This is a genomic window from Pseudomonas guariconensis (assembly GCF_040822035.1).
Taxonomy (GTDB): Bacteria; Pseudomonadota; Gammaproteobacteria; order Pseudomonadales; family Pseudomonadaceae; genus Aquipseudomonas; species Aquipseudomonas guariconensis.
Genome location: NZ_CP162012.1, coordinates 3,010,563 through 3,024,349 on the forward strand (window position 1 = coordinate 3,010,563; position 13,787 = coordinate 3,024,349).

Annotated in this window: 12 protein-coding genes; 6 read left to right on the top strand and 6 right to left on the bottom strand. The window is 64.2% G+C overall.

Annotated features, from left to right (window positions below):
* Positions 1–124: 124 nt before the first annotated feature.
* The 3 genes from AB1N67_RS13625 (at position 125) to dkgB (ending at position 3,290) form a co-directional block, all read left to right on the top strand.
* On the top strand, positions 125–1,777 hold the full coding sequence (locus AB1N67_RS13625) for a nitrite/sulfite reductase (protein ID WP_043206929.1): 1,653 nt from the start codon (positions 125–127) through the stop codon (positions 1,775–1,777).
* Positions 1,761–2,255: a DUF934 domain-containing protein gene (locus tag AB1N67_RS13630; protein ID WP_070571600.1), complete on the top strand. Its 495-nt coding sequence runs from the start codon at positions 1,761–1,763 to the stop codon at positions 2,253–2,255. Before AB1N67_RS13625 ends, AB1N67_RS13630 begins: the two co-directional genes overlap by 17 nt.
* A 231-nt stretch (positions 2,256–2,486) precedes the next feature.
* On the top strand, positions 2,487–3,290 hold the full coding sequence (dkgB, locus tag AB1N67_RS13635) for a 2,5-didehydrogluconate reductase DkgB (protein ID WP_043206934.1): 804 nt from the start codon (positions 2,487–2,489) through the stop codon (positions 3,288–3,290).
* Between the two features lie 75 nt (positions 3,291–3,365).
* Here the strand turns inward: dkgB and AB1N67_RS13640 are convergent, their stop codons facing one another.
* Positions 3,366–4,034: a DUF3313 domain-containing protein gene (locus tag AB1N67_RS13640; RefSeq protein ID WP_367863063.1), complete on the bottom strand. Its 669-nt coding sequence runs from the start codon at positions 4,032–4,034 to the stop codon at positions 3,366–3,368.
* 39 nt (positions 4,035–4,073) lie between these two features.
* Entirely contained in the window at positions 4,074–4,385 is a 312-nt protein-coding gene (locus tag AB1N67_RS13645) for a hypothetical protein (protein ID WP_090344813.1), read from the bottom strand.
* 146 nt (positions 4,386–4,531) lie between these two features.
* Between AB1N67_RS13645 and AB1N67_RS13650 the strand changes: the two genes are divergently transcribed.
* A complete protein-coding gene (locus AB1N67_RS13650; RefSeq protein ID WP_043206941.1) occupies positions 4,532–5,257 on the top strand; it encodes a response regulator in 726 nt (241 codons plus the stop codon).
* A complete protein-coding gene (locus AB1N67_RS13655) occupies positions 5,254–6,588 on the top strand; it encodes an ATP-binding protein (protein WP_090344811.1) in 1,335 nt (444 codons plus the stop codon). The genes AB1N67_RS13650 and AB1N67_RS13655 overlap by 4 nt, the downstream gene beginning before the upstream one ends.
* A gap of 12 nt (positions 6,589–6,600) precedes the next feature.
* Here the strand turns inward: AB1N67_RS13655 and AB1N67_RS13660 are convergent, their stop codons facing one another.
* Together AB1N67_RS13660 and AB1N67_RS13665 are read right to left on the bottom strand one after the other, a co-directional pair.
* Positions 6,601–7,221, bottom strand: a complete 621-nt coding sequence (locus AB1N67_RS13660) for a LysE family translocator (RefSeq protein WP_182815346.1) — start codon at positions 7,219–7,221, stop codon at positions 6,601–6,603.
* 65 nt (positions 7,222–7,286) lie between these two features.
* Positions 7,287–10,082 carry an amino acid adenylation domain-containing protein gene (locus AB1N67_RS13665; RefSeq protein ID WP_367863864.1) on the bottom strand — a complete coding sequence of 932 codons (2,796 nt, stop codon included), beginning with the start codon at positions 10,080–10,082 and terminating at the stop codon, positions 7,287–7,289.
* Between the two features lie 223 nt (positions 10,083–10,305).
* Between AB1N67_RS13665 and AB1N67_RS13670 the strand changes: the two genes are divergently transcribed.
* Complete coding sequence (locus tag AB1N67_RS13670) at positions 10,306–10,926, top strand: TetR/AcrR family transcriptional regulator (protein ID WP_043206947.1); 621 nt, start codon at positions 10,306–10,308, stop codon at positions 10,924–10,926.
* Positions 10,927–11,070: 144 nt separating this feature from the next.
* On the opposite strand, the gene preA is transcribed toward AB1N67_RS13670, so the two are convergent.
* Positions 11,071–12,345 carry an NAD-dependent dihydropyrimidine dehydrogenase subunit PreA gene (preA, locus tag AB1N67_RS13675; RefSeq protein ID WP_043206949.1) on the bottom strand — a complete coding sequence of 425 codons (1,275 nt, stop codon included), beginning with the start codon at positions 12,343–12,345 and terminating at the stop codon, positions 11,071–11,073.
* Positions 12,346–13,713, bottom strand: coding sequence for an NAD(P)-dependent oxidoreductase (locus AB1N67_RS13680; protein ID WP_043206950.1), 1,368 nt, complete (start codon positions 13,711–13,713; stop codon positions 12,346–12,348).
* Positions 13,714–13,787 lie beyond the last annotated feature (74 nt).

A 13,787-nucleotide genomic window follows, 5' to 3' on the forward strand; every position in this document is an offset into this window, starting at 1 on the left:
TTCTTTTCATATGCAAAAACATCACTTTAGCGCATAAACACAACCTGATATCGTGCTCCGGCTCCGAAGCGGAGTGCGCGGCCGTGCGCGCGAATAGCTGCCTGCAGCCTGAGACAGGACTTATATGTACGTATACGACGAGTACGACCAGCGGATCATCGAGGACCGCGTCAAGCAGTTCCGGGATCAGACCCGCCGCTACCTGGCCGGTGAGCTGAGCGAAGAAGAATTCCGCCCTCTGCGCCTGCAGAACGGCCTGTATATCCAACGTTTTGCGCCCATGCTGCGTGTCGCAGTGCCCTATGGCCAGCTGAACGCACGCCAAGTCCGCGTACTGGCGAAGATCGCCCGTGACTACGACAAGGGCTACGCCCACATCAGTACCCGCCAGAACGTCCAGTACAACTGGCCGGCACTCGAGGACATTCCGGACATCCTGGCAGAGCTGGCCACCGTGCAGATGCACGCGATCCAGACCAGCGGCAACTGCCTGCGCAACACCACCACCGACCAATTCGCCGGCGTCGCCGCCGATGAAGTGATCGACCCACGCCCGTGGTGCGAAATCGTCCGCCAGTGGACCACCTTCCATCCGGAATTCGCCTACCTGCCGCGCAAGTTCAAGATCGCCATCAACGGCTCAAAGGAAGACCGCGCCGCCATCGAAGTCCACGATATCGGCCTGGAGCCGGTGTACAACGAGGCCGGTGAGCTGGGCTTCCGTGTACTGGTCGGCGGCGGCCTGGGCCGTACTCCTGTGGTCGGCTCGTTCATCAATGAATTCCTGCCCTGGCAAGACCTGATCAGCTACCTGGACGCCATCCTGCGCGTGTACAACCGTTACGGCCGCCGTGACAACAAGTACAAGGCGCGGATCAAGATCCTGGTCAAGGCCCTGACCCCAGAAGTGTTCGCCGAGAAGGTCGAGGCCGAGATGGCCCACCTGCGTGGCGGCCCGACCACCCTGACCGAAGCCGAGTTGCAGCGCGTGTCGCGCCACTTCGTCGACCCGGCCTACCTGGCCCTGGACAACGTCGACTACGCCTCGCTGGACGAGCAATACCCAGGCTTCGCCCGCTGGCGCTCACGCAACACCCGCGCCCACAAGAAGCCCGGCTATGTCGCTGTCACCCTGTCGCTCAAGCCCACCGGCGTTGCCCCGGGCGATATCAGCGACAAGCAGCTCGACGCCGTGGCCGACCTTGCCGAGCGTTACAGCTTCGGCTTCCTGCGCACCTCCCACGAGCAGAACATCATCCTGGCCGACGTCGAGCAGCGCCAACTGCACGCCCTCTGGCTGGAGCTGCGCGAACAGGGCTTCGCCACGCCGAACGTCGGCCTTTTGACCGACATCATCTGCTGCCCGGGCGGCGACTACTGCTCGCTGGCCAACGCCAAGTCGATCCCGATCGCCGAATCCATCCAGCGCCGCTTCGACGACCTGGACTACCTGTTCGACATCGGCGAGATCGACCTGAACATCTCCGGTTGCATGAACGCCTGTGGTCACCACCACGTTGGCCACATCGGCATCCTCGGTGTGGACAAGAAAGGCGAAGAGTTCTACCAGGTCTCCCTGGGTGGCAACGCCGCGCGCGATGCGAGCCTGGGCAAGATCCTCGGTCCCTCCTTCGCCCAGGACGAAATGGCCGATGTGATCGAGAAGCTGATCGACGTGTACGTGGAACAGCGTACCGAAGACGAGCGCTTCATCGACACCTACCAGCGTATTGGCATCGACCCCTTCAAGGAACGCGTCTATGCAGCGAATCATTAAAAACAACCAACTGGTCGACGAAACCTGGCACCTGCTGCCCAAAGGCACCTCGTTCGACGAGCTGACCAACTGCGACGACTACATCGTCCCACTGCAAATGTGGCGTGACCACGCCCATGCCCTCAAGGCACGCGACGGCGGCCTGGGTGTATGGCTGGACAGCGACGAAGAAGCCGAAGAGATCGGCGAAGACGTGGATGCCTTCCAGGTCATCGCCTTGAACTTCCCGGCCTTCACCGACGGGCGCAACTACTCCAACGCGCGCCTGCTACGGGACCGCTACAAGTTCAAAGGCGAGCTGCGCGCCATTGGCGACGTGCTGCGCGACCAGCTGTTCTATATGGCCCGCTGCGGTTTCGACGCCTTCGCCATCCGCGCGGACAAGGACCCAGAAGACGCGCTGCAGAGCCTGAAGGACTTCTCGGTGACCTACCAGGGCGCCACCGACGAGCCGCTGCCGCTGTTCCGCCGCCGCTGATCGTCACAGCCAGCACCGACCGGCCCGCCCTTTGGCGGGCCGTGTCGTTTTCGCCCATTGCCCCTGCCTCACGCACGCGCCACCGGCCATTGATGATTTGAAGTCAAATGACCTTGGTTCACCGGCGTCTTAATCAATCTTCGGTAAATCCGCACACTGGTCTCACTCGATCGATTCCGGGCCACACTATCTCTGGGTTCGATCCTTGCCACACTTACCAGGAGCAGATCAATGAGCATTCCCTCTTTCGGCCTCGGCACCTTCCGCCTCACCGGTCAAGCCGTCATCGACTCGGTCAAGTCCGCCCTCGAGCTGGGCTACCGCGTCATCGATACCGCGCAGATCTACGGCAACGAAGCCGACGTGGGCCAGGCGATCTTCGAGAGCGGCGTACCGCGTGACGAGCTGTTCATCACCACCAAGATCTGGGTCGACAACTATGCCGCCGACAAGCTGATCCCGAGCCTGCGCGAGAGCCTGGCGAAGCTGCGCACCGATCATGTCGACCTGCTGCTGATCCACTGGCCAGCCCCCGGCAACGGCGTCGAACTGCGCGAATACATGACCGCCCTGGCCGACGCCAAGAAGCAAGGCCTGACGCGTCAGATCGGCGTCTCCAACTTCAACATCGAACTGACCCGCCAGGCCATCGAGGTGGTCGGCAAGGGCGAGATCGCCACCAACCAGATCGAACTCAGCCCGTACCTGCAGAACACCAAGCTCGCAGCATTCCTCAAGGAGCAAGGCATCACCGTCACGTCCTACATGACCCTGGCCTACGGCAAGGTGCTCAAGGACCCTGTGCTGGCCGACATCGCCGCCAAGCACAAGGCGACCGTCGCACAAGTCGCGCTGGCCTGGGCGATGCAGCTGGGCTATGCGGTCATCCCCTCCTCCACCAAGCCCGAGAACCTGGCCAGCAACCTGCTTGCCCGAGACCTGCGCCTGGACGACGAGGACATGGCGCGCATCGCCAAGCTCGAGCGCAACGGACGCGAGGTCAGCCCTGACGGCCTGGCGCCGATCTGGGACTGAGCCACGGCAAACGTCTACCGATGCAAAAACAAAGGGCTGTTACGCAGCCCTTTCGTTCATCCCGCGCAAGAGTTTCTACTGAAGACGCGCCGAATAGGCCGTACGCAGGTCACCCGCCCAGCCATCGAGCACTGCCTTGACGTTGTGCGCGGTCAAGACCTGCTTGTCATTGTCCAGCGGTACACCCGTGCCCTTGCGCACCAGCTCGGCGACGACCGCGCCGGTTTCGCCGTCCTCGAAGGACACCTCGGTGGCGATCTCGCTGTCCTGGTCGCGTATCCCCGTCGCCGCACTCACGCCAGCGGCCACCAGCGTGACCGGCAGCCACTCATAGAAGCGCAGGCCTTGGGTGGAGGTGGCGATCCGGGTGATGGCAGGCCTGACGACCAACGTGTCCGGGCCAGGCTTGGAGGCCAGGGGGACGACTTTTCCCAACTCCAGCCTCAGCGCCGCATCGTAGTAGCCGGTGACGTTGATCAAGGTGCTGCGGGGGATCCGCTCGGTCGGCTCAGGCCGCGGATAGAACTGGCTCGGTTCCAGGTACACCTGTTTGTAGCGACCGGTCTTGAGCGCCGGACTGACCCAGCTCGACACCTGCTGGCCCGAGGGTGATTGGTGCGGCGCCAACTGGCTGTAGTCCTTCAGAAACCCTGTGTACATCTTGGGGCTGACGGTCTTGCTGCTGCATGCCGACAAGCTCAGGGAGGCCGCCAGCACCAGCGGCAGCGAGCGATGCTTTTTCATCAATCAAAGGTCCTTGTTCTGCTCGATGGCCGGCGCCGCTCAGGCGTGGCCGTGGGTGTCCGGGGTGTTGTCCGAGCATTCGATGTGCAACTGGCCATGGGTCATGATCCAGTGGATGAAATCGGCCGTGGGGATCGAGTGGACGTATTGCACCCAATGTCCGCTGTCCGGGCTGTAGCGCTCGAAATAGCGACGCAGGACGATGCGCTCTTGATCCTCGGCCACGCCCAGGCAGGACTGCTGGAACAGAATCGGTGCATCCTGCCCTGGCGCGGTGGTGCGTTGGGCCAGGATCAACGGGCGTGCAGCCGCGCCCTGATCGGTGGTGTACCTGTTGCTCAAATCCTTCATGCAAGCCCCCAAAAACGAAGGCGTGCAAAGTACCCAAGGCGTTTTGCCAGAGGATGTCCGCTTGATGTCAGGCCTGAAGGAATGTTGCTCGATTGAAATAAATGACCCAAGCAGCAGAATGGTTTTAGATACCGCCCTTTCTAGCCCTGGACCCTGTGAACGTGAGCCGATTGCTGATCGTCGACGACGACGTGGAAATCCTGACCCTGCTGAAGAAATTCTTCGTTCAGCACGCCTATGAGGTGGACGTCGCAGCCGACGGCGAGGCCATGTGGGCGGCGATTGCGGCGCAGCGGCCCGACACCGTGATCCTCGACCTGATGCTGCCCGGGGAAAACGGCCTGAGCCTGTGCCAGAAGGTCCATGCCCAGACCGGTATTCCGATCATCATGCTCACCGCCATGGCCGAGCTGAGCGATCGCATCGTGGGCCTGGAGCTCGGTGCGGACGACTACCTGACCAAACCCTTTGCACCGCGCGAGTTGCTCGCCCGGGTTCGCGCGCTGCAGCGACGCATCGGCCAGCCAAACCTCCCGGCAGGCGAACCGACACGGCCGGTCATCCACTTTGCAGGTTGGCACCTGGATATCACCTGCCGCGAATTGCGCTCCTCCGAGGGCGTGATGGTGCCCTTGTCCGGTGGCGAGTTCGACTTGCTGGTGGTGTTTCTCGAACACCCCCAGCGCATCCTCACCCGCGAGCAGTTGATCGACCTGGCCCACGGCCAGGGCCATGAGGCGTTCGACCGCAGCATCGACGTGCAGGTCAGCCGCCTGCGGCGCAAGATCGAGCCGGACAGCAAACGCCCCGAACTGATCCGCACGGTGCGCAACGGTGGCTACCTGTTCACGGCCAAGGTCACCCGCTCATGATCGAGCCACTGCTGCGTCGCGACACCCTCAGGCGCCGCATCGCCCTGACCATCGTCGCCGCGATGCTCGCCTCGCTGGCCCTCAACGCCCTGTTCGTCCAGGTCGCCGGCACCTGGGCGCGCCCGCCCATCGAACGCACCGGCCTGCTGGAGCAGATCGCCTCGACCACCCGGGTGATCGAAGCTGCGCCTGCGCCGCTGCGAGCGCAATTGGCAAGCGCCGCCAGCAACCCCATGCTGCGGGTGGCCTGGAATGCGCAGCGCGCCGACTTCCAGCTGCCCAGCGACGGCGCACGGCTCGATGCAGGCCAGGTGCCGGTGCTGCACCGATTGCTGGGCGATGGCCGGGAAATCGACATCTTCACCCCCGACGACTGGCCCGGCGATAGCCCTCAGGCCCGTTACGTGGCGCTGGTTCAGCTTCAGGACCGCAGCTGGCTGTCCTTCACCCCGCCCGAACGCAGCTGGGGCTTGCGCGCTAACGTGCGCATCGCCGTGATCATCGCCCTCGGCCTGGTGGCCACCCTGCTGGTGGCCTGGATCGCCACGCGCCAGCTGGCAGGTCCCTTGCAGCGCTTCGCCAGCGCGGCGCGGCGCTTCGGCGATGACCTGCGCGCCCCGCCCATCGAGGTGCAAGGCCCCGAGGAAATCCGCCAGGCGATCATCGCCTTCAATACCATGCAGGCGCAGATCCAGCATTTCGTCGCCGAACGCACCCACATGCTCGCCTCGATCTCCCACGACCTGCGCGCCCCGCTCACACGCATGCGCCTGCGCAGCGAGTTCATGGAAGACCTGGATCACCAGCGCAAGCTCATTCGCGATGTCGAGGAAATGCAGTCGATGATCAACGCCGCTTTGGCGTTCTTTCGCGAAGACACCCAGCGCGAGCCCAGCACCGCGTTCGATCTCTCCGAGCTTTTGCACACCATCGTCGACGACTACCGCGACCAGGACATCGCCGTCGACTTCACGGGCCCCGCCCACCTGGTGTACCTGGGGCGTCCGCTGGGCATCAAGCGGGTGGTCGTCAACCTGCTGGAAAACGCCCTCAAGTACGGACGAAACCCGGCCATTACCCTGACCCAGGACGATCAGGCGGTGCGCATCGATGTCAGCGACGAAGGGCCAGGGATTCCCGAGGCCGCGCTGGAGCAGGTGTTCGCCCCGTTCTTTCGCCTGGAGGCCTCGCGCAACCGTGACACCGGTGGCGTTGGCCTGGGGCTTTCGGCGGCGCGGGCGATCGTTCGCGAACAGGGCGGCGAGCTGACCCTGCGCAATCGCGACAGCGGCGGATTGCTGGCGCAGGTGGTGCTTCCCGTGCGCCGCTGAACTGCGTGCTGCTCAGCGCCTGCTCAAGGCCAGACGCGCGGCGAAGGCAACGAAGATCAGCCCGGTGGTGCGGTCCATCCATTGGATCACCGGGCCCCGGCGCAGCACCGTCGCCAGCGGCTGGGTCGCGGCGATCAGGGCGCTCGCCCAGAGCAGCCCCAGCACCACATGGATCCCGACCAGGCCGAAGGTCCAGGCCACCAGCGGCTCGCCTTGGGGGATGAACTGAGGCAAGAAGGACACATAGAAGATGCCGACCTTGGGGTTGAGCAGGTTGCCCATCATGCCCTTGAGAAACCAGTTGGCCACAGGCCTGGCCTGTTCGCCGGCAGCCGAAAAGGCCTGGCGCGGGCGCAACAGCATGTTCAGCCCCAGGTAAGCCAGGTAGGCCGCGCCGCAGTATTTCAGCAGGTTGTAGGCCAGCTCCGAGACCGCAATCAGGGCCCCGAGCCCGAATGCCACCGCAGCGCCCCACAGCAGGCAGCCTGCGTTGATGCCCAAGGCGGCGCGCATGGCTTGGGTGCGGCTCTCCACCGTGGCTGTACGCAAAATCAATGCGGTGTCCAGGCCCGGCGTGAGGGTCAGCACCGTGGCGGCGAAGGTGAAGGCGATCAGGTTGTCGACGACGGGCATGGGGCGAGGCCTGTGCAGGTGCAAGTGGGCACGTTAGCAGGCCAGTCAGCCCCCGCACAGCCCCGTCACAGGACGCGCTCGAACTTTTCCGCGCTGCGCTTGGCGCCGCCACTCCAGCGCATCGAGACGAAGCGGACGGCTTTGTTCCAGGCATAAGCCACAGCGATCCCGCCGACGATGGCCAGAACCACATCGAGCCCCGGCACATCGCCCAGACGGCGCGCGACGGACTGGAACTGATAGTGGGTCAGGTAGATGAACAGCGTCGAGGATGCGATCAAGGCAGCCCCACGGGCAATGAGGTCAGGCAGGGGAACGGCGCGCCACCAAATCATCGTCAGCACCGCCGGGATGGCCACATCGACGTATTGGCTGAAGTCCACCCCATGCGCCAGCACATCCACCACACGCTGCCCGCCCAGCACGAGCACCACCACCGCGCTGGCCAGCCATTTCTGCGGCGTGGTCCGGGCAAAATGAATCGCCATGCCCAGCACCAGGACCGCAAGGTAATGCTGGGGCACGCGGTTGTAGAGCGCACTTGCATCGAAGATATAGGCATCGATCAACAGGCCCGCCACGGCCGCCGCGCAGGCACCGGCCAGCAGCACGCGAAACGGCGCCGCCATGATCAGCGCCCTGACCCGGGCGAACGACAGCACCACCGCCATGATCGCCAGCATCTGCACCAGCAGCTCGATGTACCAATACGAAAAACCTCCGGTGACCGCTGGCGGGTACCAGTTCGCGATCAGCAAGAAAGCCTGCCAGTGCACGTTGCCGAACACGACCTGGGTCAACAGCGTATAGAGCAGGGTCGGCACCACGATGACGGCGATCGAGCGAATCAGCGTGCGCACGCTGCCATAGTCGTCGATGGCCTTGAGTTGAAACCGCGCCAGGGCAAGCCCGGACACCGCGAACAACACCGACGTTTCGCCCACGATCGGCCAACCCGAGCCACCGTGAAAATGCCCGATGACGATCAGCAGGATCGACAGCACCCGCAACAGCACCGGGATCTCCACGGCGCGGATCATAGGCCTGGCCGCTGGCCGCGTGGCACTTAGCTGACACAGCTCATGGATCGGCTTGAGCTCCCATTGCGCCGGTAGCGGGCCGATAAGCGTCTCCAGCACCATCGAGGCCTGGACGAACGACAGTGAATCGCCGCCCAGTTCGACGAATGACAGGTTCGGGTCGATCTCAGGCGTCTGCAGGATTTCTGACCAGGCGCTGACCAGCTTTTGCGCCACCGGCGACAGCACCTGGTTTGCCTGCACGGTGCTCGCCTCGATGTCGCCGCGCAGCGCCTGCAAGGCACGCTTGTCGACCTTGCCGTTCGGCGTGATCGGAATCGCCTGGAGCATCACGAACAACGCCGGCACCATGTAGTCCGGCAATTGGCTGGCAGCGTACTCGCGCAGCGCCTGAGAGGACGCTGCGTCGTTGGCAACACAATAGGCCACCAGCTTGGTGCTGGGGCCTTCGGTGTCGGCCAGCACCACGCATTGCCTGAGCTGCGGGTGCTGGGCCAACACCGCTTCGATCTCCGCCAGTTCGATCCGGTGCCCACGTATCTTGACCTGGCTGTCTCCACGGCCAAGGAACGTGACGCTGCCGTCGGCACCGTAACTGCCCAGGTCACCGGTGCGGTAGCACAGGTCGTCTTCGGCCTGGGTGAAGGGGTTGGGCACATAGCGTTGGCGGGTCTGGACCGTATCGCCCCAGTACCCCTGGGACAGATAGGGGCTGCGGATCAGGATCTCGCCAACCTGCCCTTGCCCGGCCAGTTGGTTAGCGTCATCCACGACCAGCAGCTGCGCGCCATCGATGCCTTTGCCCAGGGGGATCCTGCTGTGGTCGGCGCCCGGATCGATCCGGTGGTACGCCATGGCCTGGGGCGTTTCGGTGGTGCCGTAGAAGTTGACGCAGCAGGCGTTGGGCGCGATTTCGCGTATTTGCCCATACAGGGCGCTGCCCAGCGCTTCGCCGCCCCAGAACAGGTAGCGCAGCGCATCGAGCCTGATGCCGCCGAGCCTGGCGCCGGTCTCGATCAGCTTGCCCAGGGGCGGTGTGAGGTGAACCACCGAGACCGCCTGGGCCTGCAGCCAGGCCGCCAGTGCAGTCGGGTCGATCACTGTGGTCTGTGCAGGGATCGCAACCCTGGCACCGATGGACAGCGGCGTGAACACATCCCGGTACACCGGGTCATGGCCCAGCCCGGAGAGCAGCGAGAAGCAGTCTTCTTGGGAAAATCCATGCTGGCGAACATGCCAGCCGATGAAGTGCACCAATGGCGCGTGGGTCGTCACCACGCCCTTGGGCTCGCCAGTGCTGCCGGACGTAAAGGTGATATAGGCCGGTTGATCAGGATCGACCAACGGCAACTGCTGTTGATGATGATGGGCAAAGCGCGCCAGGGCCTCACCTGCCGGCTCAGGCACCCGTTCCACCCGAATGGACGCGTCGTCGAGTTCAAGCTGCGCCGCCCCGGCCAACAAGACGAAGGCAGGTTGCAGCGTATGCAGGATCTGAGCGATACGCGCCTTCGGGTAGGCCGTGTCGGCCACCGTGAAGATCGCGCCCGCCCGCGAGGCACCGAGCATGGCGTAGACCAGCCCCGCGCACCGGCTCGAAACGATCACGACGCGATCGCCTTGATGCACCCCGCTTTCGATCAGCAACGCTGCAATACCCCGGCTGATCGCCTCAAGCTCAAGAAAAGTACAGATGCCATGCTCGGAAACAATGGCAGGCGCCTGCGGCGAGCGCTGAGCCTGCTGCAAAAAGTCCATGAAGATCGGCTGCCCAGCATCGTGGGCCAAGGGAAGGCGCGGGTTCGGACGGACATCCTGCATTTGCTTGTCTACTCCGTAAGCCAAACGAGTGACGTCGTCCTGACAACGTTGATTCGTGGTCTGGGCATCAAAGAAAGCGATAAATGGCGCAGGCCCCGTTGCTTGAACGGTAGTGCACAGTGGCCATAGATGCCAACCAGAGGCTTGCAGGTCGTGCATTCGCTTTGGGCCGTGCCCTGTAAAGCTGTTAGCCTTGGCGGGCGAAGGTTGCAATGGACAGGCTATGACCAACCACAAGATCGAGATCCGTCGACGCAACGTCGAAAAGATCCTGCAGGCCGCCGAAAAGGTATTTGCCGAAAAAGGCTACGCCGGCACCTCCATGGGCGATATCGCCGAGCAAGCCGAACTGCCCCGCTCCAACCTGCATTACTACTTCAGCACCAAGGACGAGCTGTACCAGGCGGTGCTGCGCGATCTGCTGGAAGTGTGGAAGCAGGACGCCCTGTGCTTCGAGCGCTTCGAGGATCCGCGGGTGGTACTGACCAGCTACATTCGCGCAAAGATGGGTCATTCGCGCTCGCGACCGCTGGGCTCGAAGGTCTGGGCCGAAGAGATCCTGCATGGCGCGCCCCTGCTCGGCGCCAGCCTGGACGACGACTTGGTGCCCTGGGCGCTGATGAAGGAAGCCAAGATCCGTCGCTGGGTGGAGGAAAAACGTATCCTGCCGGTGGAGCCTTCGGCACTGCTGTACATGATCTGGGCCGCGACCCAGCACTACGCCGACTTCGGCTATCAGGTGACGCTGCTCAATGGCGGCGAGCCGCTGTCAGACCCGGCCTTCGAGCGGGCCGTGCAGACCGTGACCTGCGTGATCCTGCGCGGCATCGGCCTGGAACCCTGATCCCATTGCTGCCCCTGGGGCCGATACACGCCCCATCGCAGGCTGTCGCCAGCGCCCACAGATCTTGCTGTTTAACCGTGGGAACTGGCGACAGCCTGCGATGGGCTGCGCAGCAGCCCGATGCTCACGTGCCGCAGCCAGGGATCAACTGGCCTCGCGATAGGGATTGCGCGGATCCTGGGTCCAGTTGAGGTAGGGCTTGCCGGTGTCCTGCGCCACCATGTCGATGCAGCCCTCCACCGGGCAAGTGATCTGGCACAGGTTGCAGCCTACGCATTCCTTGTCGATCACGCTGTAGGCATGGGTACCGTCGGCCTTGAGGGTGCTGGCGATGGCCTGGTGCGAGGTGTCCTCGCAGGCGATGTGGCAGCGACCGCAGCCGATGCAGGCCTGCTGGTCGATGTGGGCCACAACCTGGTAATTCATGTCCAGGTACTTCCAGTCGGTCGTGTGCCCCACCGCCAGACCGCGGAAGGCCTCCAGGCTGTGATGGCCGTGCTGGTCCATCCAACGCGACAGGCCATCTTTCATGTCCTCGACAATACGGAAACCGTGCAGCATCGCTGCCGTGCACACCTGCACCGCGCCACAGCCCAAGGCGACGAACTCCGCGGCGTCCCGCCAGTTGCCGATACCGCCGATGCCGCAGATCGGCAGGCCGCGCGTCTGCGGATCCCGCGCGATCTCGGCCACCATGTTCAACGCAATCGGCTTGACCGCCGAACCGCAGTAACCGCCATGGGTGCTCTGCTCGCCCACGATCGGATGCGCGACCATCCGATCAAGGTCGACACTGGTGATGGAGTTGATGGTGTTGATCAGCGACACCGCGTCCGCTCCGCCACGATGGGCGGCGCGGGCTGACTGGCGTATGTCGGTTATGTTGGGCGTGAGCTTGACGATCACCGGCAGCGAGCAATGGGTCTTGCACCAGCGGGTGACCATCTCCACGTACTCCGGCACTTGGCCGACCGCCGCACCCATGCCCCGTTCCGGCATGCCATGGGGGCAACCGAAGTTCAGCTCGATACCGTCGGCGCCCGTGGCCTCCACCAGCGGCAGGATGAATTTCCAGGACTCCTCCACGCAGGGCACCATCAGCGACACGATCAATGCGCGGTCAGGCCAGTCTTTCTTCACCTGAGTGATCTCGCGCAGGTTGATCTCCAGCGAGCGGTCGGTGATCAGCTCGATGTTGTTGATGCCCTGCACCTGGCGGTTGGGGCCGTAGTGCGCGGAGTAGCGCGACGACACGTTGACCGCCGCAGGGTCCTCGCCGAGGGTCTTCCATACCACCCCGCCCCAACCGGCCTCAAAGGCGCGCACCACGTTGTAGGCCTTGTCGGTGGGCGGCGCGGAGGCCAGCCAGAAAGGATTTGGCGCCTTGATGCCGGCGAAGACGATAGACAAGTCGGCCATTTACGCAGCCTCCACGTTGAGCATGAGTTCGGCATGGATGGCTTGGGCAGCCAGTTTGCCATGTTGCACGGCCTGGACAGTCAAGTCCTGGCCCAGCGCGGTGCAGTCGCCACCGGCATAGACGCCTGGCAGGCTGGTGCGCATCTGCGCATCGACGCGGATGCGCTCGCCGTCGCGCTCCAGCTGCGCCGCCAGCGGATCGGCCAGGCTTGCATCGTCGAAGCGTTGGCCAATGGCCTTGAAGATGGCATCGGCGGCCAGTTCGAACGTCTCACCCGTGTCGGTCAGTCGCCCATCGACCAGCGCCGTGCGGGCAAAGCGCATGCCGCGCACCCGGCCGCAGTCATCGAGCAGCACCGCGTCGGGGCGGGCCCAGGTGTGCAGGCGCACCTGGTTGGCCTTGGCGATGTCCTGCTCATGCCCGGTCGCGCCCATGTCGGCCTGGCCGCGGCGATACACCAGATTCACGTCCCGCGCGCCCAGGCGGCTCATCTGCACCGCCATGTCGATGGCGGTGTTGCCTGCACCGATGACCAGGCAGCGGTCGGCCACGGGCAGTTGCGTCAGATCGCTGGCCTGGCGCAACTCGCGGATGTATGCAGTAGCGCCAAGCACGCCTGGGGCCTCTTCATCCTGCAAGCCCAGTTGGCGCACGGCCCCAAGGCCCAGGCCGAGGAACACTGCATCGTACTGCCCACGCAGCTCCGTCAAGGTGAGGTTGGCTCCCAGCGCCTGGCCATGGCGGATTTCGATACCGCCGATACCGAGCAGGAACTCGACCTCGCGCTGGGCGTAGTCATCCACCAGCTTGTAGCGGGCGATGCCGTACTCATTGAGGCCACCGGCCTTCTCCCGCGCTTCGAAGATCACCACATCGTGGCCCTGCATGGCCAGGCGATGGGCGCAGGAAAGCCCGGCCGGCCCTGCGCCGACCACGGCAATGCGCTTGCCGGTAGCCGGTGAGCGCTGGAACGGATGCCCGGTGAAGCCTGCATTGTCCAGCGCGTAGCGCTGCAACTGGCCAATCAGCACTGGCGCGCACTCCTGGGCGTTGTTGCGTACGCAGGCCTGCTGGCAGAGGATCTCGGTCGGACAGACGCGGGCGCAGCTGCCACCGAGGATGTTGGCCGAAAGGATGCGCTCGGCAGCGCCCTGCAGGTTCTCGTCGGCAATGCGACGGATGAACGAGGGGATGTCGATCTCGCTGGGACAGGCATTGACGCAAGGCGCGTCGTAGCAGTAAAGGCAGCGTGCGCTTTCCACGGCAGCCTGGCGCGCCGTCAGCGCAGGTGCAAGATCGGTGAACGCCTCGGCCAGCTGCTCACGGCTGGCCCGGGGCTTGGGCAAGTGGTTCAGGGCATCGATCACGGTTGTAGCCTCTCTTTCTTATTGGCCGGGCGGCGGTCACCCGCCCGGCGTTCTCGGGATGGCAGTCAACGGCA

What these genes read in the sequence shown, in the direction of transcription:
- AB1N67_RS13665 (WP_367863864.1), bottom strand. Translation starts at nt 10,082, where the DNA reads ATGCAGGATGTCCGTCCGAACCCGCGCCTTCCCTTGGCCCACGATGCT.
- AB1N67_RS13625 (WP_043206929.1), top strand. Translation starts at nt 125, where the DNA reads ATGTACGTATACGACGAGTACGACCAGCGGATCATCGAGGACCGCGTC.
- AB1N67_RS13630 (WP_070571600.1), top strand. Translation starts at nt 1,761, where the DNA reads ATGCAGCGAATCATTAAAAACAACCAACTGGTCGACGAAACCTGGCAC.
- preA (WP_043206949.1), bottom strand. Translation starts at nt 12,345, where the DNA reads ATGGCCGACTTGTCTATCGTCTTCGCCGGCATCAAGGCGCCAAATCCT.
- AB1N67_RS13660 (WP_182815346.1), bottom strand. Translation starts at nt 7,221, where the DNA reads ATGCCCGTCGTCGACAACCTGATCGCCTTCACCTTCGCCGCCACGGTG.
- AB1N67_RS13640 (WP_367863063.1), bottom strand. Translation starts at nt 4,034, where the DNA reads ATGAAAAAGCATCGCTCGCTGCCGCTGGTGCTGGCGGCCTCCCTGAGC.
- AB1N67_RS13655 (WP_090344811.1), top strand. Translation starts at nt 5,254, where the DNA reads ATGATCGAGCCACTGCTGCGTCGCGACACCCTCAGGCGCCGCATCGCC.
- dkgB (WP_043206934.1), top strand. Translation starts at nt 2,487, where the DNA reads ATGAGCATTCCCTCTTTCGGCCTCGGCACCTTCCGCCTCACCGGTCAA.
- AB1N67_RS13645 (WP_090344813.1), bottom strand. Translation starts at nt 4,385, where the DNA reads ATGAAGGATTTGAGCAACAGGTACACCACCGATCAGGGCGCGGCTGCA.
- AB1N67_RS13670 (WP_043206947.1), top strand. Translation starts at nt 10,306, where the DNA reads ATGACCAACCACAAGATCGAGATCCGTCGACGCAACGTCGAAAAGATC.